This is a genomic window from Pseudomonas sp. R3-41 (assembly GCF_054161485.1).
The window spans coordinates 3198916-3224564 of sequence record NZ_CP096421.1; the positions used below are offsets into that span (position 1 = coordinate 3198916).

The 25649-nt window shown below is 64.6% G+C and carries 12 protein-coding genes; 5 read left to right on the forward strand and 7 right to left on the reverse strand.

Annotation, left to right across the window (positions count from 1 at the left end; all coding sequences use genetic code 11):
- The gene (locus M1D99_RS14320) at window positions 1-12462 is read left to right on the forward strand and encodes a filamentous haemagglutinin family protein (RefSeq protein ID WP_434576049.1); all 12462 of its coding nucleotides are present in this window, start codon (window positions 1-3) and stop codon (window positions 12460-12462) included.
- Window positions 12463-12750: 288 nt separating this feature from the next.
- Here M1D99_RS14320 and M1D99_RS14325 read toward each other — a convergent pair whose 3' ends face one another.
- The 3 genes from M1D99_RS14325 to M1D99_RS14335 all read right to left on the reverse strand — a co-directional run bounded on the left by M1D99_RS14325 (window position 12751) and on the right by M1D99_RS14335 (window position 17923).
- Entirely contained in the window at window positions 12751-15324 is a 2574-nt protein-coding gene (locus tag M1D99_RS14325) for a bifunctional diguanylate cyclase/phosphodiesterase (RefSeq protein WP_434576051.1), read from the reverse strand.
- Window positions 15325-15431: 107 nt separating this feature from the next.
- Window positions 15432-16112, reverse strand: a complete 681-nt coding sequence (locus M1D99_RS14330; RefSeq protein WP_434576053.1) for a DUF2238 domain-containing protein — start codon at window positions 16110-16112, stop codon at window positions 15432-15434.
- Window positions 16113-16123: 11 nt separating this feature from the next.
- Window positions 16124-17923: a thiamine pyrophosphate-requiring protein gene (locus M1D99_RS14335; protein ID WP_186704922.1), complete on the reverse strand. Its 1800-nt coding sequence runs from the start codon at window positions 17921-17923 to the stop codon at window positions 16124-16126.
- 428 nt (window positions 17924-18351) lie between these two features.
- Between M1D99_RS14335 and M1D99_RS14340 the strand changes: the two genes are divergently transcribed.
- The 3 genes from M1D99_RS14340 to M1D99_RS14350 all read left to right on the forward strand — a co-directional run bounded on the left by M1D99_RS14340 (window position 18352) and on the right by M1D99_RS14350 (window position 20575).
- Entirely contained in the window at window positions 18352-18738 is a 387-nt protein-coding gene (locus M1D99_RS14340; protein WP_072404447.1) for an HvfA family oxazolone/thioamide-modified RiPP metallophore, read from the forward strand.
- Window positions 18739-18987: 249 nt separating this feature from the next.
- A complete protein-coding gene (locus M1D99_RS14345) occupies window positions 18988-19833 on the forward strand; it encodes an HvfB family MNIO-type RiPP peptide maturase (protein ID WP_434576056.1) in 846 nt (281 codons plus the stop codon).
- Window positions 19826-20575, forward strand: coding sequence for an HvfC family RiPP maturation protein (locus tag M1D99_RS14350; protein WP_434576058.1), 750 nt, complete (start codon window positions 19826-19828; stop codon window positions 20573-20575). The genes M1D99_RS14345 and M1D99_RS14350 overlap by 8 nt, the downstream gene beginning before the upstream one ends.
- Window positions 20576-20727: 152 nt before the next feature.
- On the opposite strand, the gene M1D99_RS14355 is transcribed toward M1D99_RS14350, so the two are convergent.
- The 4 genes from M1D99_RS14355 to M1D99_RS14370 form a co-directional block, all read right to left on the reverse strand.
- Complete coding sequence (locus M1D99_RS14355; RefSeq protein WP_434576060.1) at window positions 20728-21234, reverse strand: HvfX family Cu-binding RiPP maturation protein; 507 nt, start codon at window positions 21232-21234, stop codon at window positions 20728-20730.
- A gap of 17 nt (window positions 21235-21251) precedes the next feature.
- Window positions 21252-21887 (reverse strand): ferric reductase-like transmembrane domain-containing protein, encoded by a 636-nt coding sequence (locus tag M1D99_RS14360; protein ID WP_207965207.1) that lies wholly within the window; start codon window positions 21885-21887, stop codon window positions 21252-21254.
- Window positions 21888-23000: 1113 nt separating this feature from the next.
- Window positions 23001-24311, reverse strand: coding sequence for an ATP-binding protein (locus M1D99_RS14365; RefSeq protein ID WP_411387406.1), 1311 nt, complete (start codon window positions 24309-24311; stop codon window positions 23001-23003).
- A complete protein-coding gene (locus tag M1D99_RS14370; RefSeq protein ID WP_003202589.1) occupies window positions 24308-25048 on the reverse strand; it encodes a response regulator in 741 nt (246 codons plus the stop codon). Before M1D99_RS14370 ends, M1D99_RS14365 begins: the two co-directional genes overlap by 4 nt.
- Before the next feature lie 224 nt (window positions 25049-25272).
- Between M1D99_RS14370 and M1D99_RS14375 the strand changes: the two genes are divergently transcribed.
- Complete coding sequence (locus M1D99_RS14375) at window positions 25273-25536, forward strand: DUF2790 domain-containing protein (RefSeq protein ID WP_186728570.1); 264 nt, start codon at window positions 25273-25275, stop codon at window positions 25534-25536.
- The last annotated feature ends 113 nt before the right edge of the window (window positions 25537-25649 follow it).

Consider the following 25649-nt stretch of genomic DNA (forward strand, 5'->3'; position numbering starts at 1 on the left):
ATGCGTCTGTCTAAAAAAACTTCGAAACCGACGCCTCGCGGCTTCGCCCCTGAATCCTCTCGCTCGGTACTGGAGCAGGGCGCGTTGTACCTGACCCCCCTGGCCCAGGCGATTGGCTTGCTGGTGCTCACGGGCACGGCCCAGGCCGCGCAGCCGGCGGCTTTCAGTTCGAGCTGGTTTGCCGCCAAGGGCGCGGCCCAGGCTACTCATGCCGCTCGCCCGGGCGGGCAGGTTCCAGGCGCGCCGCCACCGCTGGCGCAACAGCAGACGGCCAACCAGCAATTGCAGCGCTCGCTGAGCAACCTCAACAACACGGTGGCGGCGATCGCCGCGCAGCAGGCCTTGCAGGCGGCGGGCCGTGCGTCAGCCTTCGCCAACCCGCAAACCATTCATAACGGCCTGGGTGGCAATGGCCTGAACCTGGTGATCGGCGCCGATGGCAAACCGGTCTTCAGCAACGTCGAGGCGCCGGTGCAGACCGAGGCGGGCGGCAAGACCCAGGTCTCGATCAAGCAGACGGCCGACAAGGCGATCATCAACTGGGACACTTTCAACGTCGGGCGCGATACCACCGTCAATTTCCAGCAGAACGCCGACTGGGCGGTGCTCAACCGGGTCAATAACGCGACCTCGCCGAGCCAGGTCCAAGGTGCGATCAAGGCCAATGGCACGGTGTTGATCCTCAACCAGAACGGCATCGTTTTCAGCGGCAGCAGTCAGATCAACGTGCGCAACCTGGTGGCCGCCGCCACCGCGTTCGACGACAACCAGTTCAAGAACAATGGCCTTTACAGCCCCGGCGCGGCGCCGACCTTCACCAACGCCGGCGGCAAGGTGCGGGTCGAGCAGGGCGCGCGGATCGAAACCCACGCGCCTGCCAGCTCCACCGCCGGTGGCGGTTATGTGCTGTTGCTGGGCAACGAAGTGGACAATGCCGGGACCATCAGCGCCCAGAAGGGCCAGGTCGCGCTGGCCGCCGGCAGTGATTTCGTGATCAAGAAAGGCCAAGGCACCGACGGTAATGCGCAATCGTCGGTGCGCGGCAATCAGGTGGTCGCCAGCGGCACGGGCGAAGTCAGCAACAGCGGCCTGCTGCAGGCAGCATTGGGCGACGTGAGCCTGACCGGCCAGGACGTGCGGCAAAACGGCGTGGCGCTGGCCAGTACCTCGGTGGATTCGCGCGGCACCCTGCACCTGACCGCCAGTCGCAGCGTGACCCTGGGCGAGGGCGCCACCAGTGCGATCCTGCTCGATAGCAGCAGTGCCCTGGACAGCCAGCGCAATGGTCTGCTGCAACCGCCCAGTGCAAACACTTCGCCTATCGTCGCGGTCGACGGCTATCGCCGCGACCAGTCGTTGATCGCCATCGACAGCGCCGGCACCGTCGACTTCCAGAAAGGCTCGATCACCCTCGCCAGCGGTGGCCAGGTCGGCGTCCGCGCGACCCAGCGCAGTCGGGTCGGCGATGGCGCGGTCATCGACGTGTCCGGTGCGCTGGGCGTCAAGGTGGCGATGGAATCCAACAGCATCAAGATCAACGTCCAGGGCAACGAACAGCGCGACGCCCCCGGTAACCGCGACAAGGGCGGCCTGAACAGCAAGGACGTGTGGGTCGACACCCGCGACCTGGTGTTCGTGCCCGCCGGAACCAACGGCTACGCGACGGATCGCTGGTACACCGCCGGTGGCCTGCTGGAGGTCAGCGGCTACCTGGGCACCCGCGTGCACAGCGTGGGTGAGTGGATGGCCCAGGGCGGTACGGTGTCCTTCAGCGGTAACGATGTGGTGACGCAGAAGGGCTCGCAGATCAACCTGTCCGGCGGCACCCTCGATGTGCAGTCCGGCATGGTCAAGCAAAGCTGGCTCAAGGGTGCGAACGGGCGACTGTATGAAATCTCCAGCGCCCCTGGCGACATCCTCTATGAAGGGGTGTACCAGGGTTACGAGGATCACAGTACGCGTTGGGGCCAGAGCCGGTTCTACTACAGTCCGCTGATCGCACCCCGGGAACGTTTCGAGCAGGGCTACAGCGTCGGTCGCGATGCCGGCTCCCTGGTGATCGGCACGCGCAACGCCGTGCTGGAAGGCCAGGTGGTCGGCGACACCTTCCAGAGCGACCGCCAGGTGCAGGCCGCCCAGGTCGGGCTGGACGGTTACAACCAGTCGGCGAAGGCGGTGGCCCGTGGCGCGCAACTGATCGTTGGCAACTACGTGCCTTACTACGTGAAAAGCAGCGGTACCCTGCAATACGCCTTGCGCGCCAACGCCGGCACGCTGCAGGACATCGTCCTCGGGACCGAGGATCAATCCCTCGCGGCCGGAGTGGGGCTCCAGGACACCGTGGCTGAAGGGCGCGAAGGCCGCCTGTACCTGAACAGTGAACAGCTCAACGGCTTCGGCCTTGGCGCCGTGAAGATCGCCGCCACCGGCAGCATCAAGGTCGAAGGAGACCTGCAGGTCGCGCCGGCCGGCAGCATTACCCTGTACGGGCCGCAGGTCCAGGTCGACGCCAACCTGACGGCGCGGGGCGGCGAGATTGCCCTGGGCAACGTGTTGCAGCAAATCAGTGAGAGCGCCCGGATCGAGGACACCCGGATCGATGCCGTTGACGGCAGTCGCGCCGCCGTTCGCGTGGGCAAGGGCGTGACCCTCGATACCCGTGGCCTCTGGAGCAATCAACTGCACAATCCGAATGACAGCAGCGCGCTGCCGTTCCTCAATGGCGGCAACGTGTCCCTGCGCAGCAGCGGCGACCTGACGCTGGCGAGCGGCAGCCTGATCGATGTTTCATCGGGCGCCGCGCTGCTGGCCGATGGCAAGCAACGGGGTGGCAAGGGCGGTAACCTGACCCTGGCGGCCAACGCCAATACGTCCGCCGGCGAAGGGGTGCTGAGCCTCGACGGTGAGCTGCGCGGCCATGGGGTCAATGGCGGCGGACGCCTGAGCGTGCAGGCCGGCAAGGTGACCCTCAGCGACCACCCAGTGGCGGACGCCGACGCCGGCCTGGTGTTGGGCAATGACTTCTTCAACAAGGGCTTCTCGGCCTACGACATTACCGGTAACCAGGGACTGACCGTCAGCGATGGCACCCAGCTGGACGTCAGCATGCCGGTGTACCACTTCGGCGATAACCTTCAGGACGCAGCGACCGGCAGTGACCCGCAGACGCTGTTGTCGCTCTGGACCCCTGAGCTGTACCAGCAGGATGCGATCAAAGGCGTGTTGAGCCAGCGCAAGGGCGCGAACCTGAGCCTGCAGGCCGGCAGCATCCTGTCCACCGCCAGCGAGCGGGAAACGGCGGCGCTGGTGGTCGGTACGGGCGCGCGGATCAGTGTCGATCCAGGCAGCACTCTGAGCCTGGCCAGCGTTGGTCAGTTGAGCGTCGACGGGCAACTCGATGCTTGGGGCGGGAAAATCCTGCTGACCCAGATCAAGCCGGCGGGGTTGACGGATATTCCGGTGGTCGAACGTCCCCATCAGCGTTCGATCCTTTTGGGCGAACATGCACGGCTGGACGTCTCGGCCCGCGCGGTCACGGCAGTGGATGCCCAGGACCGGCGTTACGGCCGGGTGGATGACGCCGGCAGCATTGTCATCGGTGGCAGCGTCGACACCGACAAAGGCACGGCCAGCGCGCCGGACCTGTTCGTGGTGGTGAAGCAGGGCGCGCGGCTGTTGGCCAACGGCGCCCAGGCCGAGCTGGATATCCGTGGCCAAGGCGCCACGACGCTGAGCAGCGCGGGCGGCAGCATCGCCTTGAGTTCGAACAATGGCTTGCGTCTGGACGGCGAGTTCCAGGCGGCTTCCGGCGGTGTGGGCGCTGCCGGTGGCAGCCTGTCGGTGGCGCTGGAAACCCCGCTTTACGATCGCTCGACGGTGGACGATCAGGTGCGGGTGCCGCGTGAGTTGATCCTGTCCCGGGGCACCGGCAGCGCTGCCACCGATGGCCTGATGAGCTACGGCCAGGGCCGCCTGGACGTCGATAAAGTCAGCCGCGGTGGGTTCGCCAACCTGACCTTGCTCAGCAACGGCATCCTGTCGTTCGCCGGTGATGTGAACCTGAACCTGGCGCAGAGCCTGCAAATCTATACCGGCTCCCTGGCGCTGGCCGAGGGCGCGCCGGGTGACAGCCGGATAGCCTTGAACGCCCCTTATGTGCGTCTGGCCGGGGCCGCGGCGCGAGGCGCCGACGTGCATGTACGCCCGACTATCCAGGGTGGTCTGTCGGTGCAGGACAGTGCCGCCCAATTGCAGGTCAATGCCGATCTGCTGGACCTGCGCGACGTCTTGACCCTGGGCGCCCATGGCGTGCTGGCGCGCCAGCAGGGCCCGGCCCTGGAGGTCGATCGTCGCGGTTTTGCCCAGGCGCAGTTGAGCAGCCGGGGCGACCTGCGTTTTCTTGGCGGCTCGCCGCTGAATATCGAGAGTACGGCCACGCAACTACTCAGCAACGCCGACCTGACCCTGCTGGCTGCGCAGATCTATCCGACCACGGGGGCCACGGCGCGGGTCAAGACCACCGCCGATTCGACCCTGCGGATCGGGCGTACCACCGACACGTTGCCGGCCCAACCGTATTCGGTGTTCGGTTCGCTGAGCCTGGACGCCGGCACCTTATTGCAGGGCGGCGTGCTGCGGGCACCGTTGGGGCTGCTCAGCCTGGGCGAAGAAGGGGGCGATATCCAGACCTTGAAGTTGTTGCCGGGCAGTGTCACGTCGGTCAGCGGGGCCGGTTTGAACATGCCTTATGGCGGCACGGTCGACGGCTTGTCCTATCGCTACAACGGCAAGGACGTCCAATTGATCGGCGCGGGGGGCAGCACGTCGGTCAACGTGTTGTCGGTGGGCGTCTCGATGATCGGCCACAGCATCGACGTGCAACCCGGTGCGGTGCTGGATCTGTCCGGTGGCGGCGAATTGGCCGGTGCCGGTTTCATTTCCGGGCGGGGCGGCTCTACCGACGCGCGCTACAACCCGTTGGTGCAGATCGGTGCGGACGGTAGCCTGGTACTGCCGGGGTTGGACACCAACCCGGTGTACGCCATCGTCCCCGGCGACCAGCGCGGCTATGCGCCGCCGTCAGGGGAGGCCGGGGCGCGCGATCCGCTGATCGGCCAGCGCATTACCCTGGACGCGGGTGTTCCAGGCCTGCCGGCGGGCACCTACACCTTGCTGCCCTCGACTTATGCCTTGTTACCGGGAGCGTTCCGGGTCGAACTCAATGGCCTGGCTGGCAGCGGAAGAATGGCCAGCAGCCTGGCCATGCGCAACGGCTCCTGGGCCACCTCGGGAGGGTTGTCGATTGCCCATAGCAATATTCGCGATGCGCTGTCCAGCCAAGTGATCCTGACCTCGGCGGCCGTGCTGCGGCGTTATTCGCAATACAACGAAACCGGCTACGCAGCGTTCGCCAAGGCCGACGCCACGCTCAAAGGCGTGCCGCGGGCGATGATCGAGGCCGATGGCAAGACCCTCAAGCTCAAATTCAAAGGGGTGGGCGACCCTGCCGAGACGTTCCGATTCAACGGAACAGCCCGTTTCAAACCGGCCGAGGGCGGCCTGGGCGGCAGCGTCGGCATTTTCGCCGACGCCACCCGCCTCGAAGTGCTGCCGGTCGGCCAACAGGCCACGGCAGGGTTCGCCGGTGCCTCGCTCCATGATCAGGCGCTCAATGCTCTACAGGCTCCGCGCCTGTCGATCGGGATGCTGCCCGGCGTCATCTACGGCCAGGGCGGCAATCTGGTGACCTTCAACTCGACGCTGTCCGACATCGTTCTGCGCCAGGGCAGCAGCCTCAAGGCCGGTGAGGTGTTCCTTGCCACTAACGTCAAGGCCGGTGCCATCGTGGTCGAGCAGGGGGCAAGCATCAATACCCTGGGCCAAGGCAGCGCACCGTTCGATTCCCGCAGCGGTTTCGTCTACGACCCGGGCCTGAACAGCTTGCTGGCGGTGTCCAACGGCTGGCTCGATGTGCTGCCGCCCTCTGCGGGCGCTTCGGGAAGAGGTCCGGGCTCGATCCTGATCGGCCAATGCGACACCGGCCATTGCAGCGGCACCACCGAACTCTATTCCCAAGGCACCATCACCGCGGCGACCGACAATGCCTTCAACCTCGATGAGTCGGTGCGCTTCGGCACGCGCAACCTGACGCTGGCGGTGGGCGCGATCAACATCGGTTCGGCCCAGGCGCTGGCGGCGGCCCAACAACGCCAGGCGCTGCCCAAGGGGCTGACCCTCAACCAGCAGGTGCTTGACCGCCTGCTGCGCGGCGATCGCCTCAAGGGCGCGCCCGCCCTGGAAAACCTGGTGCTCAATGCCCGGGATTCGGTGAACTTCTACGAAAGCGTCGAGCTCAGCACCCTGGACCCCTTGACGGGCAAGTCCAGCCTCCAGCGGCTGGTCCTCGGCACGCCGGCGATCTACGGCTACGGCGCGGCCGGTGACCATGCCAGCATTCGCACCGGCACCCTGGTGTGGAACGGTGCGCTGACGCCGGCCGGCGCGCCGCTGCTGGCCGGACCTGGCAACGGCAGCGGGGTGCTGGATATCCAGGCCCAGGTGCTGGAATTCGGTTACGGCCCGAATGCCCAGGCCAACAACCTCGACAACCCGCAGCGCCTCACGCTGGGCTTCAGCCAGGTCAACCTCACCGCCAGCCAGCGCATCACCGCCAACCACAAAGGCGCGTTGCAGGTGTACCAGTCCCGTGGCGACTATGTCAGCGGCAAAGGCTACAGCTACAGCGGCGGCGACCTGCGGGTGAACACACCGCTGTGGACCGGCGAGGCAGGCTCGGTCAACCGCATCACCGCCGGTGGCGCGCTGACGGTGGCGGGCATTGCCGGGGTGTCGGCCGCAGCCGTCGAGAACGCGGCGCTGGGGGCTGAGTTGCAGCTACAGGCCGGCAGTCTGTTGCTCGACGGCACGGTCCGCCTGCCCAGCGGCAAGCTCACCCTCGGCGCCAGCGGTGACGTGGTGCTGGGTGACAACGCCCGGATCGACCTGGCCGGGCGCGAGGTGGTGCTCAACGATGTGCGCAAATACAGTTGGGGCGGTGATCTGTTTCTCGACAGCCGCACCGGCAATATCCGTCAGGCCGCCGGTTCGACCGTCGACCTCAGCGCCCGCAACAACCGCGCCGGCCTGCTCAGTGCGATCGCCCTCGACCCCGATGCCGGCCTGATCGACCTGCAAGGCCGCATCCTCGGTTCCGCCACCGGCACCTATAACGCCGGCGGCACCCTGGTGCCCTATGCCAGCGGCGCGGTGGACCTGCGCGGGCAAACCCTGGGGGATTTCGCTGCGCTGAACGGGCGGCTGAACCGTGACCAAGTGTTTGGCTCGCGCAGCTTCCAACTCAAGCAAGGCGACCTGGTGATCGGCAACGAACTCAAGGCCAATGCCATCAATGTCTCGGTGGACAACGGCAGCCTGACCGTGCTCGGCACTGTCGATGCCAGCGGGCAAGCGGTCGGGAGTATCCGTCTGGCGGCGAAACACGGGCTGACCGTCGCCGGCAGCGCGCTGCTCGATACCCACGGCAGCATTTTGCGGGTCGACAGCTACGGCAAAATCATCGACAGCCCCAACCGGGCGCTGATCGAACTCAACTCCGGGGACGGCCAGTTGACCCTGGCCCGCGGTGCGCGCCTGGACCTGCGCCACGGCACCGGGGCGCCGCTGGGCAATGGCCCGGGACAATATGACGGCCGGGCCCGTGGCACCCTGGAGCTCAATGCCCCGCGGCTGCGGGTCGATGATCCACGGTACGGCGATATCGCCATCGATGCCTCCGGCAACGTGTCGGTGCTCGGCGCGCGTTCCATCAACGTCAACGCGATCGCCCGCTACACCGATGCCCGTGACGGCACCGTGCCGGCGGTGGATGGGCGGCCTTATCAAGTGATCGATCAGCGATACCTGAACGACAAACACAATGACAGCGAGGCGTTCATCAAGGCCGCGCTGGTCAATGGCAATCTGCTCAACGGCAAACTGGCCGGGCTGAACAATGCGGCTTACGCCGATGCGCTGCACCTGCGGCCCGGCGTGGAAATCCTCAGCAAGACACCGGACGGCGACCTGGTAGTGGAGGGTGACCTGGACCTGTCCGGTTATCGCTACGCCAGCCTCAACCGTCATACGCAAAAGACCGATGTGTATGGCTCCGGCGAGGCGGGCAACCTGGTGGTGCGCGCCGGTGGCAACCTGAACATCTATGGCAGCATCAACGATGGTTTCGCGCCGCCAGACGCCGGCGACCCGACGTTGCGCACCGATGGCAATGGCTGGTTGCTGATCGCTGGGAAACAGCCGTTCGGTGCTGACCTGGTGGTGCCGGGTGCCGGTGTCGAATTGGCCGAGGGCACCCTGTATCCGGCCGGCAGCCTGCTCAACTATGACGTGCCCTTCAAGGGTGGCAGCCTGCCGGCGGGGCTTGAGCTGCCGACCACGCTGAGCCTGGGCGAGGCACTGAACCTGCCGGCGGGTACGCTGTTGCAGGCCGCCATCCGCGATGCCAGCGGCAACCTCCTGTATGCCGCCGGCGCCTTGCTCAAAGAGGCGGTCAGCTTGCCGGTCGACACGCGCCTGGAAGCCGGTACCCGCCTGCCGATGGGCATAACCGTCAAGGACGGCACCTGGCCCAAGGGGGTCGCAGTGCCGGGCAGCGGGCTGACGTTGCGTAGCGCCCTGGCGTTGGGCTCCGGCGCGCTGATTCCTTCCGGTACCGATGTCAAGCTGGCCGAGGGGGTCGACCTGATCGAATTGCGCCCGGTCGATAACGGTATCCAGGGCCGAAATTGGGCGGTCGCAAGCCTGCTGCCGGACGGCTCGCAATCCTGGTCGATGCGTTGGGTGGCGGGGGCCGATACCGAGGCGGCTGATACCCGCATCACCCGCCCTCATGCAGAGGCGGGCAATTTGCAATTGGCCGATGGGCATTACCTGGCCAAGCGCGAGCAGACCGGTGGCGGTGGCGGAGGGGGGGGCGGAACGGGGCTGGTTTGGGCGCCAGGCAGCAATATCGGCGTGCCAGGAGAGCCCGTACCACCCGATATGTTGGATTTTTGCACCTGGATTCCAGGTGAATGTATCCCAGCACCGCCCAAAACGGTTTTGGTCTGGTCTCCGACCAACAATTATGGTGTACCAGGGGAGCCTGTGCCGCCTGATGCGCTGGATTTCTGCACCTGGTTTCCTGACTGGTGCGTGTTGGCTGTGGTTCCCGACAACCCTCCGGAGCCGATCCGCACCAAGGTCACTCCCGGCAGCCAGCTGTTCAGCGTCTTGCGCACCGGGACCGGCGATCTGGAACTGCTCAGTGCCGGTGATTTCACTATGCGGTCGCTGTTCGGGGTCTACACCGCCGGCACCCAGTCGGCCTCGTTGGCGCCGGGCGCCAACGACCCCTATCAGCAGGCCCGTGGCCGACAACCCGATGGCAGTGTGCTGGGCACTGCGGGTGCCGCCTATGAATCGCTCACCACCGGTGGCGCTTACCAGGCCTGGTACCCGGAGCAAGGCGGTAACCTCAAGCTGACGGTGGGCGGTGACCTGCACGGCGATTCGTTCTCCAAGAGAAACGTCGGCAGTGGGGCACAGAACACGTCTGCGGCAATGGGCAACTGGTTATGGCGCCAAGGCACAGGCACCACGGCCGATCCGGCCGCGCAAATCCCTACCGCGTGGTGGATCAACTTCGGCACCTTCGCCCAGCAGCCTTCCACCGAGGCAGGAGATCCCTACCTGACGGGCTTTACCGGGATCGGCACGTTGGGCGGCGGCAACCTGAGCGTCGATGTGGGCGGCGACGCCGGCTTGATTTCCCAACAACTCGGTGTCCTGGGCGCCGATGTGGAGCGCAGCCAGGGGCTGGTGCTGGCCGTGGGCAGCAGTGGCCGGGTTGCCGCCGATGGCAGCCTGGTGTTGACCGGTGGCGGCGACCTGCGGTTGCGCATCGGCGGTGAACTCAACCCTTCCCAGGCGGCACGAGAGAGTGTCAGCGCGGCGGCTGATCTGAACGGGATGCTGGCCAACCTGCGCGGTTCATTGCAGTTGCAGGCTGGAGCGATCGGAGCGTTGGGCCTGACCTACGGCAGCTATGACGCTTTCCAGGATCCGAAAGAGTCTCGGGCCTATGACGCTTACGTTTCCACCATGGCCACCGCTCGCGGCGGCGTGACCCTGATGCCGGGGGATGCCGGCGTCAGCCTGGACAGCCGTGGCGACCTGGTGTTGCAGGGAGTGGGCGATCCGGGACGGGTGTTGATGCAGAACTCCACCGGCTACACCGACCGCGAAGGTGCCTATCGCAGTGGCGGCGGCCTGAGCCAATTCTCCCTGTGGACCGGCAATACCGCCATCGACCTGTTTAGTGTCGGCGGTAACCTGACGCCCATCGTCGCCATTGAAAAACTGGCCGGTCTCAATGCCTCAGTCTCCGGCGGACGTTTTGTCTACCCCTCGATCCTGCGGGCCGTCGCCGCCAATGGCAGCCTTTACTACGGACCATCGGCCCGTGGCGTCAGTGACGTGGCATCGGGGTTCTCGTTGATGACCGCGCCCTCGGCCAATGCCGAGTTGCAACTGATCGCCGCCGATTCGATTTATGCCGGCGGTTATGCGGTCACGCAGTCGGGGGCCGATCCGGCCCTGTTGTCCAGTCCGTTGCGCCCGGCCTTCGCCGGCTACAGCGGGATCAACAGCAATCCGAACTATGATAATTACGGCACTGGGGTCTATGTCGGGCCGAGCGAATTCCCGTTATTCAGTTTTGGCGCCAATACCTTCAGCGTCCAGCCGTATACCCGGCGCGAGCCGGTGCGTTTTTATGCGGTGAAGGGCGATATCGTCGGCCTGCGGACCGGCGAAGTGATTCGTTATCCAGCGTCGGGTGACGAGGTGCGCTACGAAGGCAGCGGCCCGCTGCGAGTGATGGCTGGGCGTGACATTGTCAACTCCGGCTTGCCGTTGAACACCGCGACTGATGTGCCTGCTGCCGTCAGTGGTTCGGCTGGCGGGCAATCCACCGGTAACTTGATCGTGCACAGTCGAAGCGATGAAATTTCCCAGGTTTCCGCGGGGCGTGACATCCGCCTGAGCACCTTTAATATTGCCGGTCCCGGCCTGCTGGAGGTCAGTGCCGGGCGCAACCTGTACGGGTCGGGCCCGGGCGTGGGGCAGTTGTACCAGGAGAGCGGCTTCAACAGCATTGGCAATGTCGACCCGGCGGCGCAGGTCCGTGACGGTGGCGCCTCGATCGCGCTGATTGCCGGGGCTGGCCCCCAGGGGCCGAACTATCGGGGTTTGCTGGCGCGGTACCTGCAACCAGGCGCGGCGCTGAAAGATTATCGCGGCGAACTCAACCAGTGGCTGAGTCAACGCTTCGGCTACAGCGCTGGCGAAGACCAGGCCCTGGCGTTTTTCGCCGGCCTGCCGACGGAACAGCAGAACGTCTTCGCCCGGAAGATCTACTTCGCCGAACTCAAGGCCGGGGGGCGTGAATACAACACCGTCGGTGGCGAGCGCAGTGGCAGTTACCGTCGGGGTCGCGAGGCGATCGAAGCGTTGTTCCCCAGCAAGGATGTGGCGGGCAACACCATTCGCTACGACGGTGACATCACGCTCTACGGCGGTTCGGGGATCCACACCGACTTTGGCGGCGATATCCAGGTGCTGACCCCGGGCGGGCAGCAGGTATTCGGGATCGAAGGTGACGCGCCACCGGCCTCGGCCGGGGTCATCACCCAAGGCCGGGGTGACATTCAGTTGTACGCCCAAGGCAGCATTTTGCTGGGCCAGAGCCGGATCATGACCACCTTTGGCGGTTCGATCCTCGGCTGGTCGGCCGGGGGCGATATCAACGCCGGGCGTGGTTCGAAGACGACGGTGGTCTACACGCCGCCAAGGCGCGTGTATGACACTTGGGGCAACGTCACCTTGTCGCCATCGGTACCGAGTACCGGCGCGGGTATCGCCACCCTCAACCCGATTGCCGAAGTGACGCCGGGAGACATCGACCTGATCGCGCCGTTGGGCACCATCGATGCGGGCGAGGCGGGGATCCGGGTGTCGGGTAACGTCAATATCGCGGCCTTGACCGTGGTGAACGCGGCCAACATCCAGACCCAGGGCAAGTCCACCGGCGTGCCGTTGGCGGCTTCGGTGAACACCGGGGCCATCACCTCGGCCAGCTCGGCGGCGTCTTCGGCGACGCAGGCGGCTGAGGATGTGGCCCGTCAGCAACAGAACGCCGCGCGGCAGAACCAGGCGTCGGTGTTCACCGTGCAGGTGGTGAGCTTTGGCTCCGAGCAACTGGCCCCGTCCCGCGATGGCGCCAGTCGCGAAGCCCCACGGGCCTACGACCCGGCCAGCCCGGTCCAGGTCCTGGGCGCGGGGCCTTTGGATGAACAGAGCCGCCAGCGGCTGACGGAGGAGGAGCGGGGGCGGTTGAGTTTGTAGGGGAATTCAGCTTGCGGTGATGTTGGCAGTGCCGCCGTCTTCGCGAGCAAGCCCGCTCCCACAAGGGGGGACTGCGGTGTTCATGAGCTTTTGCATGCACCGCAGGTCTCAGTGTGGGAGCGGGCTTGCTCGCGAAGACGGCGGCACAGCCAACATATATGCCAGCAGGTCCACCGCCTTCGCGAGCAAGCCCGCTCCCACAGGGTTATTGGGTGACCTTGAGGTTTGGGTACGACACAGGCCCCTTTGTGGGAGCGAGCCTGCTCGCGATAGCGGTGGAGCGGCGGGTTACAGCCACCTCGGCGTAGTGAAGAACGAGGCCATTTCCGAGCGGGGCAGTGCCGCGCCGAAGTAGGGACCTTGGACATGGTCGCAGGCCACGTTGCGCAGTTGGCTGAATTGCCGGGCGTTTTCGATACCCTCGGCGGTGACCATGAGCCCGACGCTGCGGCTCAACCGGATCATCGCCAGGACACCTTCCTTGTCGTCCTCCAGGCCCAACTGCGAGAGGATGTTGCGATCGAAGCGGATGCCATCGAACGGCTGGTCCAGCACCTCCCGCAGGGAGGCGATGTTGGTGCCGAACTTATCGATGTTGATCCGCACCCCAAGATCCTTGAGCGCATGGAGGGTGGCAGCGACGGCCTTGTGGTCGGCCAGCAGCACCCCTTCGGCCACTTCCAAGGTTAACCGGTGAGGCGCCAGGCCACTCGTTTCGAGCGACTCCTGCACCTGATTGAGCAGGAAGCTGCTGTTGAACCACCGGGGTGAAACCGCGAGAGAGACATTGACATCGCTCGGCCAGGTCACGGCTTCTTCACAGACGTTGATCAAGACCCAGGTGCCCAGTTCTTCCAACTGACCCGAGGTTTCGGCCACGGGGATGAAGTCGGCCCCACCCAGCTCACCCTTTTCGGGGTGGTGCCAGAAGATCTGGGCTTCGAAACCGTGCAGTTGCTCGGCGATCACGTCGAAGCGAGGCAAGTAGCGCAGTTCCAGTTGGTCGTGTTGCATGGCGTTGCGCAGTTGCTGCTCGTATTGCCGCCGGTCGCGGGCCAGGTTGCCCATGGCTTCCACATACACGCGCCAGGTGTTGCGGCCCGCCGCCTTGGCCGCATACAAGGCGATGTCGGCGTGGCGCAACAGCTCATCGGCCCGTTCGTCACCGGGCCGCGACCAGGCGACGCCGATGCTCACCCCCAGGTACAGCGTGTTGCCGTCCAGGTGCATGGGCCGTTGCATGCAGTCGATCAGTCGTGCACAGAGTTGATCGAGATCGTCGGGATCGCCGGGATCGGGCATGACAATGACAAACTCATCACCGCCCAGGCGCGCCACCAGATCGGTTCCACGGACGTTTTGCTGGAGGATATGCGCCACTTCCCTGAGCACTTTATCGCCCACGGCATGGCCCAGGGAGTCGTTGACCGGCTTGAATCGGTCCATGTCCAGGTTCAGCAGCACCAGGGGCGGGCGATCAGGTCGATCCAGGTGTTCGCGAAGGCAATCGAACAAACGGTTGCGGTTGGCCAGCCCGGTCAGCGGGTCATGCAAGGAGAGGTGCTTGATCTGGGCCAGCGCCCGCAACTCGTCGGTGATATCCGTGGCGGTGCCGCGAAAACCCAAGGTGCCGGCTTCGATGGCCCGTACCGACAGCTTGCAGGTGCGGATGCGCTGGTTGCGCGCGGTGTACTCGCACAGCAGCGGTGCCGAAGAGAGGCTGTTGGCGCCGCCGAGTAACCATTGGGCAATCGAGATCGAGCCGCCATGGGGGTGGAGCAGCCGGTGCAGCGGTTTGCCGAGCCATTCCGTGGGGCTGAAGCCGGTCACTTGTTCGAAGCGTTCCGACAGGTAGGTCAGCGTCCCGGTCGAGTCGACCTCCCACAACCAGTCGGAGGAGACTTCGGCAATGTCGCGGAAACGTTCTTCGCTGCGCTCCAAAGCCTTGCGGTGGGCCAGCAGGCTGGCGTATTGGCTTTCCTGGGCGCGCAGCATCGTCAAGGCGTGGCGCAGAACGGCCAGGGCCAGGATCGCCAGCACCAGTAACGCCACGGCCAGCAACGGCAGCAGGACTTTGCGCAGATCCTGGCCCGGGGTCTGCGGTCGCCACGCCAGGGCCTCTTGGGTCAGATCGTCGAGCAGCAACTGGGCGGTATCGGCGGGGCCCGGGGTCCTGGCGATATGGGCGTCGGGCAGGGCGAAGTCCCGCGCCAGGTTTTCCAGGGCGCCGGGGTCCAGGACCTTGACGAAGAGCATCAGGCTGGGCGGGCCGGGAATTTGCGCCACGCTGTTGTCCGTGCCAGTGGTGATGGCGGACACGGCGACAAACGCCGGAGCGTCGTCGTGGTGCAGCAGCTCGACGACCACTTCGTCGTGATTTTCCGCCGTGCTGGCTTTGTTCCGCAGTGCTCGCAGGTCGCCGGTCAGCCAGGTGTCGGCATCGACCTCGCTCATCTGGCCATCGATCACCGAATAAACGGTCTTGCCGGTCGGGGAAATGACAAATACCGCCTGGTAGCCATAGAGCGAAAACACGCTGCTGCCGACGTTTTCCTGGTCATAGGCCCATTCCTTGTCGACGTCGATATGCAGGTGCCGGTAGGCGTCGCTCCACTTGGAATAGTCGCTCAGGTCGCGGCCGATGCCGGTGCGGATGCCCTCGATGGCCCGTTGGGCGAAAAACAGGCTCTGTTCGCGGGCGCGCCGGTCCTGGGCCGCGGTGATGTTAATCAGCACGGCGATCGCCAGTGCGGACATGACAAACAGCAGGAGCATGATGGCCGGGAACGTGCGACGGGTGAAACTACGGGTTGGCGAGCCCGGGGAAAGGACAGTCGATTCATTGCCAGCATTTTCAGTCATAAAAAAGTCATCAGCCAAAAGCGATTTCACCCGCACCTGTCTTGTATCGGCGGGTGGGCTGATTTACTTAGTCGTGTTAACGAAGCAGCCGACAGACTGCGTTGTTGTCATGTGCGGGCCTTGAAGCGGGATGCCCATTGGAGGGCGACGTCCCGTTGGCGCAGGTAGCTGACCCCGGCGGCGGCCAGCAGGGCGATGAACGCGGCAAGCGCGGCCAAGGCCATGTCCTTCTGTGAATCCCACGGGTCCCGTTGGGCGCCGACAAAGGCCTTGGCGGTATCGCCGCCGATATAGGCACCGCCCAACCATTCAATGATCTCGTAAATGGCCGACGACGCGAGGATCAGGCTCCAGGCCAGCAAATAGCCCGTGAACCCCTTTGCGGGCATTACCCGCAGCAAAACCTCCCGCAGGGGATAGGCCAGCAGCAGGCCGTAGCTGAAATGCACCAGCCGATCGAATTGGTTGCGTTGGAACCCCATGAGCTGGTCCAGCGAAGGGCCCCCGGTCAAGGCCTGCCACCACTGGTTGTAGGGCACCTTGGCGTAGCTGTAGTGGGCGCCGATTTCATGGATGCAGAGAAACACGAACAGCAGTGTGGCGGACAGCCGGGAAAAGCTGAATCGCCGATGAACGGCCACCAGCACGACCAGCAACACAACCACCAGCAGGTTTTCCGCCAGCCAGTCGCTGCGTTTCAGGGGGGCGATGGCCAGCCAGCCCCAGACCACGCAGAACGCCAGCAGCAGGGACCTTTCATAGCGACGATGCAGCTCAACGGTGGGCATCGTGTCACGCCTCACTCTTTATCCGTGCGATGGCCCGGCAGCAGGCTGCTCAATACCTGCTTGGCGGTCTCCACCACGATGCCTCGCTCGTTCGGGTCGCCCTGGAGCAGGGTCGAGGCAAACTTCTTCGCCTGTTCCAGCTTGATGTGCGGCGGTAGCGGCGGCACGTCGGGGTCGGTGCGAAATTCGATCAGCACCGGACGATCCGCCGCCAGCGCGGTTTCCCAGGCCGTGGCCACGTCGTCTTCGTGCAACACGAGGATGCCCTTCAAGCCAATGGATTCGGCGAACAGGTGGTAGGGCACGTCGGGAATGTCCTGGGAGGCTTCGAATTTTGGATCGCCCTCCATCACCCGTTGTTCCCATGTCACCTGGTTCAAGTCCCGATTGTTGAACACTGCACAGATCCAGGTGCCGTTGGCCCAGGTGCGCCAGTATTTGGCGACGGTGATCAGCTCGGCCATGTTGTTCATCTGCATGGCGCCATCGCCTACCAGGGCGATCACTGGGCGCTGCGGATGGCAGAACTTCGCCGCGATGGCGTAGGGCACGGCGGCGCCCATCGACGCCAGGCCACCCGACAGCGAACACATCATGCCGCGCCGGATCTTCAGGTCGCGGGCGTACCAATTGGCGCAGGAGCCGGAATCGCAGGTGATGATGGCGTGCTCTGGCAGTCGCGGCGACAGCTCGAAGGTGACTCGCTGCGGGTTGATCGGTTTGGCGGCTACCAAGGCGCGTTTTTCCAGCGTGCGCTCCCAGCGTTCCCGCCAATGCTCGATTTTCTTGCGCCAGGTGCGGTCGGTTTTTTCTTCGATCAGCGGCAGCAGGGCGCGCAAGGTATCGACGCTGTCGCCGTGCAGGCTGACTTCCATGGGATACCGCAGGCTGAGCATGTCCGCTTGAATGTCGATCTGCACGCCCCGGGCCTGGCCTTCAGGGGGCAGGAACTCGGCATAGGGGAAGCCGGAGCCGATCATCAGCAGCGTGTCGCAGCCGGCCATCAGGTTGTCGCTGGGCTCGGTGCCAAGCAGGCCGATGGTGCCGGTGACCCAGGGCAGGTCATCGGGCACGGCGGCCTTGCCCAGCAAAGCCTTGGCCACACCGGCACCGAGTTTCTCTGCGATGGCGATGACTTCGTCGGTGGCGTGCAGCGCGCCGGCACCGACCAGGATGGCGACTTTCTTGCCGGCATTGAGCACCTCGGCGGCTTTGCGCAAGTCCTCTTCGTAGGGGACGACGCTGGGCTTGCGGTAGCCGACGCCGGAGTGAACGGTCCCGTGCTTGTGGCGCGGCGCGGTGTATTCCATGTCCTGGAGGTCGTTCGGCAGGATCAGCGCCGTGACCCGGCGTTCGCCCACCGCCGTGCGTACGGCGCGGTCGAGCAGGTGACGCACCTGGGCGGGTACGCTGGCTTGCTGCACGAACGCCCCGGCCACGTCCTTGAACAGGCTCACCAGGTCCAGTTCCTGCTGGTAATGCCCGCCCAGCGCGGCGCGGGCCTGCTGGCCGCTGATGGCGAGCACCGGCATGTGGTCCATTCGGGCATCGTAGAGGCCGGTCACCAAGTGGGACGCGCCGGGTCCGGAAGTGGCGATGCAGACCCCCAGTTCGCCGGTGAACTTGGCGTGGGCGCAGGCCATGAACGCGGCCATTTCCTCGTGGCGCGCCTGGATGAAGCGGATTTTTCCCTGGGCACGGTTCAAGGCGCCAAACACGCCGTTGATGCCATCGCCCGGATAGCCATAGATGCGGCGAACCCCCCATTCATAAAGACGTTCCACCAGGAAATCACCGACGGTCATGCTCATGTCTGTCCCTCGTTTCGGGCCGCGGTCGCTCGGCGCGACGTGCAGCGGTTGACGTTCATACAGGACTTGACCGGTGCACGCCGTCCAAGGTTTCGATTTTTTCAACGCCAGGCGCGCGGCGTCAGCCTTGGGCCTGGCAATGTCAGGACGAACGACATCGCGGGCAAGCCTTGCTCCCACAGGGTTGATGCTCGAACTCAAAATACGCTGTTCACAGCTGATCCCTGTGGGAGCAAGGCTTGCCCGCGATGAGGGACGGCGTGTATCGCAGTGTGTACCGCGCAGGCCCGGATACATCTGCTTGACGAAGGACCGGGCCGGCGACACAGGCCGGATACACACCACCGATTAACTACGCCAGCCAGCCGGCCCCGAGCCTCGGTGCCGGTGACTGGCGGATTAATCGTCAATCGTCAGAGGAATACCTCATGCTCAACTTCTCCCGTCATTCATCCCTTGCACTTGGCCTGGCTTTGGTCGGTGGCCTGGGTCTCTCCACGGCGGCTTCGGCCTTGACCATGAACGACCTGGCCCAGGGCTACACCCTGGCGGCCGCCGATACGGTGAAGAAACCCGCCGAAGGCAAGTGCGGCGAAGACAAGTTCGCCAAGACCGATAAAAACCACGATGGCCAGGTCTCGCGCGACGAATTCATCGCCGCCGCACCGGAACGAGCCGCTGAGTTCGACAAGATCGACGCCAACCACGACGGCGGTATCTCGTTGCCGGAAGCCAAGCAATACCTGTCGGCCCAGGCGAAGACCGCGGAAGGCAAATGTGGCGAAGGCAAGTGCGGGGCGGCTATCGAGTCCTGATTCGCCCCCGGTGGTGAGCCTGATGCCTTGATGCCAGCCCACTGAAGCGGCGTCGAACAAAGGCCCCGTGGCGAGGGAGCTTGCTCCCGCTGGACCGGTCCGACGCTTCGGGCGCAGCAGGCCCAAAAAGCTGGGGCCGCTGCGCGACCCAGCGGGAGCAAGCTCCCTCGCCACGGGTGTTCGTCTTCCTGGCGTGCGATTGATGGTCTCATGAGGCTCACCACATCTCGTTTCCCCAGGAGATGTGTCATGTTGAATCTACCCCAACCCTCGGCAGGCCTTGGCCTGCGCCGGGCCTTGCTCGCTGAACTGCGCCAGGCACCGCCCGGGGATTTCGACTTTCTTGAAGTCGCTCCGGAAAACTGGATCGGCATCGGCGGCCCCCATGGCGCCGCCTTGCATTCGTTGGCCGAACGTTATCCGTTGACGTGCCACGGCCTGTCGTTGTCCCTCGGTGGGCCGGTGCCGCTGGACCTGGCGTTTCTCGGCCAGGTGCGTGCTTTCCTCGAGCGTTTCAAGGTGCCGGTGTACAGCGAGCACTTGAGCTACTGCGGCGACGAGGGGCATTTGTATGACCTCTTGCCGCTGCCCTTCACCGAAGAAGCGGTGCATCACGTGGCGGCGCGGATCCGTCAGGCCCAGGATGTGCTGGGACGCCGCCTGGCGGTGGAAAACGTCTCTTATTACGCCGCCCCCCAACAGGACATGAGCGAGCTGGAATTCACCCGGGCGGTGTTGCGCGAAGCCGATTGCGACCTGTTGCTGGACGTCAACAACGTCTACGTCAACTCGGTCAATCATGGCTTCGATCCCCAGGCATTCCTGGCGGGTCTTGAGCCGGGGCGGGTGGTCGCGATGCATGTGGCCGGGCACTATGACGAGTCCGACACGCTGAAAATCGACAGCCATGGCGCGCCCGTCAAGCCGGTGGTCTGGGCGCTGCTGGCCGAGGCTTATGCACGTTTCGGCGTACAGCCGACCTTGCTCGAACGGGACTTCAACTTCCCGCCTTACGCCGCCCTGGTGGCCGAACTGCAGACGATTCGCCAGTTACAGCACCAGGCCGTCACCTGGCAGGCGGTGACCCATGGCTGAGGCCCGGCAGACGCTGCATCAGCAGCAACAAGCGCTGACCCGCTACCTGCGCGACCCGGATCACTGCCCGATCCCGTCCGGCATGGACGCGGCGCGGGCCCAGGTGTATCGCGACCTGATCTTCGAGAATATGCGTGCGCTGCTCAGCGGCACCTTTCCCGTGTTGGTGAACCTGCTGGGACAGCACCCTTGGCGTGCCTGCGTGCGCCGATTCCTGCGGGAACATCGCTGTACCACGCCCAAGTTCGGTGAAATCGCCGGGGAATTCGTTGGCTACCTTGCAGACCATCCTTCGCCGGACTGGCCGCCGTTCGTGGCGGAGCTGGCGCACTACGAGTGGGTCGAGATGGCGCTGCTGCAATCCGAGGCCGAGCCGTTGCCGTCCCATGACGAGACGTCCTTGCTCGACTCGCCGCTGCGAGTCTCGCCCTTGGCCTGGCCGCTGGCGTACCAATGGCCGGTGCATCGCCTGGCGCCGAGTTATCAGCCCTCGGCACCACCGGCGCAACCGACGCTGCTGCTGGTGCGGCGAACGCCTGGTTTCGAGGTGCGTTTCTCCGAACTCAGCCCGTTGGCCTGGCGACTTTTGCAGCGCATCGAGGCCTATCCAGGGTTGACGGGGCGAGGGCAGTTGCTGGCGTTGGCGCGGGAGGCGGGGGTGGATTCGGCAGAATTCATGGACAACGCCGTGGCGCTGTTGCGGCGGATGCAGGAGGAAGGGGTTGTTGGCGTAGCGTTGTAATCTGCCATTGAAATGCTAACCCCTGTGTGGGCCTGCTGTGGGAGCAAAGCTTGCTCGCGATGGGTCGTCCTCGGTCTGACTGATTGACCGAGTCGTCTGTATCGCGGGCAAGCCTTGCTCCCACAGCAAGCTCGCTCCCACAAGGTTTTTTGTCAGGCCTTGTTTCGGCGATGCAGGCCAGCCCTCAGCACCGCATCCACACTCAACTTCCCAGCCCCTTGCAACAGCAACGGCAGCAAGGCCACCAGGTAGATCAGCGGCAGCTTGAAGTTGCCGTGTCCCTTGTTGGTAATCGCATAACCCTGGGCCAGTTCGCTCAAGCTCGACCAGTCCGCCGGCCAGTGCACGGCAGCGGTCGCCACCACGGTGACGACGATCAGCACCAGGGCCCAGAAGCGGGTACCCAGGCCGATCAACAGGGCGATGGCGCCGATCAGCTCGGCCCACATCGCCAGTTCCCAGTTCCATTGGGCCGGCACATGGTTGAACGGGAACGGGAAGGCAGACTGGATCTCGGCGAACCAGTTCGCGCCGTTCCATTTCTCCATGCCGGATTCGAAGAACTCCCAAGCCAGGAACAGGCGCAGGCCCAGCGGCGCCAGCCATGTCCCGAGGTTCTCGAGCGGCGTATGCAGTGTTTTCAAGGTATTTGCGTACATGATCGATCTCCCTGGGCTCAAGCCGCGTGTTGCGGCCGTTGGCGACGCTGGGTGGCCTGGGCCAGCTTGCCTACCAGGCGGACGGCGGTGGCGGCGCAGATCAGGCCGAAGGGCAGCACGTACCAGTCGCTCATGGGGATGCGTTTGAAGTTGGAATAGGCAAAGATCGCCGCCAGCACCCACATGCCGGTGACATGCAGGCGCTTCCAGGCCTTGAAACCGATCAGGCGCGTGGTGCTTTTGAACGAGGTCAGCGCCAGCAGCAGGATGAATACATACCCCACGGTGCCGGGCACGTTGCCGAGGGTGGTGCGGCCGGGCCAGAACTCGGTATTGAGCTGGCCGTAGGTGTAAATCAGCACGGCGTGGACCAGGTGGGAAAAGGCAAAGGCCAGTCCGATGAAGCGCCGTTCACGCACCAGCGCCCGGCTCAGGGGCGAGGGCACCAGCACCGCGAATGCCGAGGCGGTGAAGGCCAGCAGGAACAGGATGAACGACGAACGAGCCGTGGCGCGAATGGCGCTGCGCACGCCTTCGGTCAGGTCCGGGTTGAGTATCAGGATCAACCCGGTCATCAACAGCACCAGGGCGGCGAGCAGGCTGAACAGCGACCAGCCTTGGTAACGAAAGGGGGATGCGGTAGGGGTAGGCATTTGAAGGCTCCTTGGGTGTCGGGGGCCCGGTCGAGATAGTGCCGGGGTTGCGAGGGAGTCTTTCAAACCGGTGTAAGCGGGGTGTGTCCGCGGCGCAGCATTGTGCAAGTTCGTGTATGCCGATCATCCGCAGACACACTGGTATACAAACCGCTATCGCGAGCAAGCCCACAGGGGAGTTTGGGTAAGGCATCCCTATTTGCAACGTCACAGAACAGTGTGGGAGCGAGCCTGCTCGCGAATGCGTCAGGTCAGTTGAATGATGCTGGCTGACACACCGCTTTCGCGAGCAAGCCCGCTCCCACAGGGGGAGTTTGGGTAAGGCACCCCTATTTGCAGCGCTACAGAACAGTGTGGGAGCGAGCCTGCTCGCGAAGGCGTCAGGTCAGTTGAATGATGCTGGCTGACACACCGCTATCGCGAGCAGGCTCGCTCCCACAGGGGGAGTTTGGGTAAGGCATCCCTATTTGCAGCGCCACAGAACAGTGTGGGAGCGAGCCTGCTCGCGAAGGCGTCAGGTCAGTTGAATGATGCTGGCTGACACACCGCTATCGCGAGCAGGCTCGCTCCCACAGGGGGAGTTTGGGTAAGGCACCCTATTTGCAACGCCACAGAACAGTGTGGGAGCGAGCCTGCTCGCGAAGGCGTCAGGTCAGTTGAATGATGCTGGCTGACACACCGCTATCGCGAGCAGGCTCGCTCCCACAGGGGGAGTTTGGGTAAGGCACCCCTATTTGCAGCGCTACAGAACAGTGTGGGAGCGAGCCTGCTCGCGAAGGCGTCAGGTCAGTTGAATGATGCTGGCTGACACACCGCTATCGCGAGCAAGCTCGCTCCCACAGGGGGAGTTTGGGTAAGGCACCCTATTTGCAACGCCACAGAACAGTGTGGGAGCGAGCCTGCTCGCGAAGGCGTCAAGTCAGTTGAATGATGCTGGCTGACACACCGCTATCGCGAGCAGGCTCGCTCCCACAGGGGGAGTTTGGGTAAGGCACCCTATTTGCAACGCCACAGAACAGTGTGGGAGCGGGCTTGCTCGCGAAGGCGTCAGGTCAGTTGAATGGATGCTGGCTGATGCCCCGCTTTCGCGAGCCCGCTCCCACAGGGGTTGTGTCAGCTTGTGAGTGCCAGGCGCAATTCGGCGCAGAGCCCGCCGCCGTCGCGGTTGCTCAGGGTCAGTGAGCCACCCATGGCGATCGCCAGTTGCTGGGCGATGGCCAAGCCCAGGCCGGTGCCGCCGGTCTCCCGGTTGCGCGAGCTTTCCACCCGGTAGAACGGCTTGAGCACTTCGGCCAGTTCCTGCTCGCTGATCCCGGGGCCACGGTCCAGTACCTGGATCGCCAATTGCCCGTTGTCGGCCGGTTGCACCTGGATCTGCGCTGCGCCGCCGAATTTCAAGGCGTTGTCCACCAGGTTGATCAGTACCCGCCGCAGGGCATGGGGACGGGTGTCGATGACGGCGGCGTTTTTCCCGGACAGTTGTACGTCCTTGCCGGTGTCCTGGTAGTCGAACACCAGGCTGTCGAGGAACGCATCCAGGCTGATCCGGCAACTGGCCTCGGTGGCGCCGTGGATGCTGCGGGCATAGGCCACGCCTTCACGCACCAGGTGCTCCATTTCGCTCAAGTCGCTCCACAATTTGTCCCTTTCGATCCCTTCGTCCATGAATTCGGCGCGCAGCTTCATGCGCGTGATGGGGGTCTGCAAATCATGGGAAATCGCCGCCAGCAACTGCATGCGCTCCTTGAGGTAGGCGGCGATCCGGTCCTGCATGGCATTAAAGGCCTTGGCCGCATGCACCACTTCGGTCGGGCCTTTTTCGTCCAGGCGCACGCTATGGGCGTTCGGGTCGAGGGTTTCCACCGCCTGGGCCAGTCGGGTCAAGGGACCTACGGCGATGCGCACGGCCAGCCAGGTGCAGCCGATCAACAGGGCCAACTGCCCCAGCAACACCATTGGCAGCCAAGGGGAGAGGGGCGCCATTGCCGGGCGTACGTCGATGGTCAGCGGGCTGCCGTCCCCCAGGCGCAGGTGCGCCTGGTAATGCATGTTCGGCCCGGGAATCTGCTTGAAGGTCAGGCCATAGGCCTGGCCGATGGCTTCCTGGATCGAACTGACCGAGATCGGCGCGTCGGCCAAGTCCATCGGTTGGCCGGGCTGGCCCTCGTCGAGCAAATAGCCATAGTTGCGCCGGGCGAGTTTCGGCAGCCAGGCCTGGCGTTCGGCGGCAGGCAGGCGGTCGAGAATCGCCACGGAGGTCGAGACGTCGGTCTCCAGGTTGCCGAGCATGGTCGACTTGGCGCTCTGGTAGCGCTCGTAGTACTGGACGCCGAAAGACAGGCCCTGGGCCAGGATCAGGCCGATCAGGAAGATCAGCGACAGCCTCGAGGCCAGGGTCCGCGGCCAGCGAAGCGGCAGGTTCATACCGACGCCTCGAGGATCTCCACCGGCAGCGAGAACACGTAGCCTTCGCTGCGCACGGTCTTGATGTAGGCCGGTTCCCGGGCGTCGTCCAGCAGGCGCTGGCGCAGGCGGCTGACCAGTAGATCGATGGAGCGATCGAACAGGTCGGCGTCCCGGCCCTGGGTGAGGTTAAGCAACTGGTCGCGGTTGAGTACCCGTTGCGGATGATCGAGGAACACCCGCAACAACCGATACTCGGCGCCGCTCAAGGCAACCATGGTGCCGTCGGTGTCCAGCAGGTGGCGGGCGGTGGTGTCCAGGCGCCAGCGTCCGAACGCCAGCAGGCGACCGCTTTCGGTGACCACCAGATTGGGCGGCAACATGCGGGTACGGCGCAGCACGGCGTTGATCCGCGCCAGCAGCTCACGGGCGGCGAAAGGCTTGACCAGGTAATCGTCGGCGCCCATTTCGAGGCCGATGATGCGGTCGGTTTCGTCGTTGCGGGCGGTGAGCATCAGCACCGGCGTGGCCTTGTGCTTGCCGGCACGCAGTTCCCGGCACAGCACCAGGCCGTCATCGCCGGGCATCATGATGTCCAGCACGATCAGGTCCACCGGGGTGGTTTCCAGGAAGGCGCGCATCTGCCGGCCATCGGCGACAACGGTAGTGCGCAGGCCATTCTTCTTCAGGTAGTTGCCAACCAGCTCTCTGATCTCGCGATCGTCATCCACTATCAGCACGTGATCGACATGATCCATGGTGTCCCGCTCCTCGGCGTTTCGTTGTGAGCAGTCTACAGGCCCCGGCCAGCCCGGCTCGCGGCGGTTTGTATTGCAGTGTATCTGGCGCCTGACGGATACACAGCGATGCAAAAAGCCACCGGGCTCGATACAGACGCGATACCTGCGGGGCATTCAATGGCATCCATCGAGGCACACAACAGGCCTCGGCAGATAAAACCCCATTGAATCGAGGAATCGCCATGAACACCAAAGCCGTCTACGCCGCCTGCCTTTTTGCCGCGCTGAACATTTGCACCCTGTCGGCCCGGGCCGAAAGCAACGTGCAACCGCACACCTACACCTACGGCAGCCACCTGGACATCCAGAAGGTGCTTTCCCTCACCGAAGACACCGAGCCGACCTGCGGCGTGGTCAACGCCCACATGACCTACCTGGATTCGGCAGGCCACCAGCAGGCGCTGGACTACCGCAAGTTTTCCGATCACTGCAGCAACCAGAACTGACCTGCTTTTGTGGCGAGGGAGCTTGCTCCCGCTGGGCTGCGAAGCGGCCCCAAAAAAGCCGTGACAAACTCGGTGTGTCAGGCAAATACGGGGGGCTGCTGCGCAGCCCAGCG

Bases quoted from the DNA above. Each gene is read 5' to 3' on its own strand.
- M1D99_RS14355 (WP_434576060.1), bottom strand. From the start codon at position 21,234: ATGTACGCAAATACCTTGAAAACACTGCATACGCCGCTCGAGAACCTC.
- M1D99_RS14340 (WP_072404447.1), top strand. From the start codon at position 18,352: ATGCTCAACTTCTCCCGTCATTCATCCCTTGCACTTGGCCTGGCTTTG.
- M1D99_RS14325 (WP_434576051.1), bottom strand. From the start codon at position 15,324: ATGACTGAAAATGCTGGCAATGAATCGACTGTCCTTTCCCCGGGCTCG.
- M1D99_RS14365 (WP_411387406.1), bottom strand. From the start codon at position 24,311: ATGAACCTGCCGCTTCGCTGGCCGCGGACCCTGGCCTCGAGGCTGTCG.
- M1D99_RS14375 (WP_186728570.1), top strand. From the start codon at position 25,273: ATGAACACCAAAGCCGTCTACGCCGCCTGCCTTTTTGCCGCGCTGAAC.
- M1D99_RS14320 (WP_434576049.1), top strand. From the start codon at position 1: ATGCGTCTGTCTAAAAAAACTTCGAAACCGACGCCTCGCGGCTTCGCC.
- M1D99_RS14345 (WP_434576056.1), top strand. From the start codon at position 18,988: ATGTTGAATCTACCCCAACCCTCGGCAGGCCTTGGCCTGCGCCGGGCC.
- M1D99_RS14335 (WP_186704922.1), bottom strand. From the start codon at position 17,923: ATGAGCATGACCGTCGGTGATTTCCTGGTGGAACGTCTTTATGAATGG.
- M1D99_RS14350 (WP_434576058.1), top strand. From the start codon at position 19,826: ATGGCTGAGGCCCGGCAGACGCTGCATCAGCAGCAACAAGCGCTGACC.
- M1D99_RS14370 (WP_003202589.1), bottom strand. From the start codon at position 25,048: ATGGATCATGTCGATCACGTGCTGATAGTGGATGACGATCGCGAGATC.
- M1D99_RS14330 (WP_434576053.1), bottom strand. From the start codon at position 16,112: ATGCCCACCGTTGAGCTGCATCGTCGCTATGAAAGGTCCCTGCTGCTG.
- M1D99_RS14360 (WP_207965207.1), bottom strand. From the start codon at position 21,887: ATGCCTACCCCTACCGCATCCCCCTTTCGTTACCAAGGCTGGTCGCTG.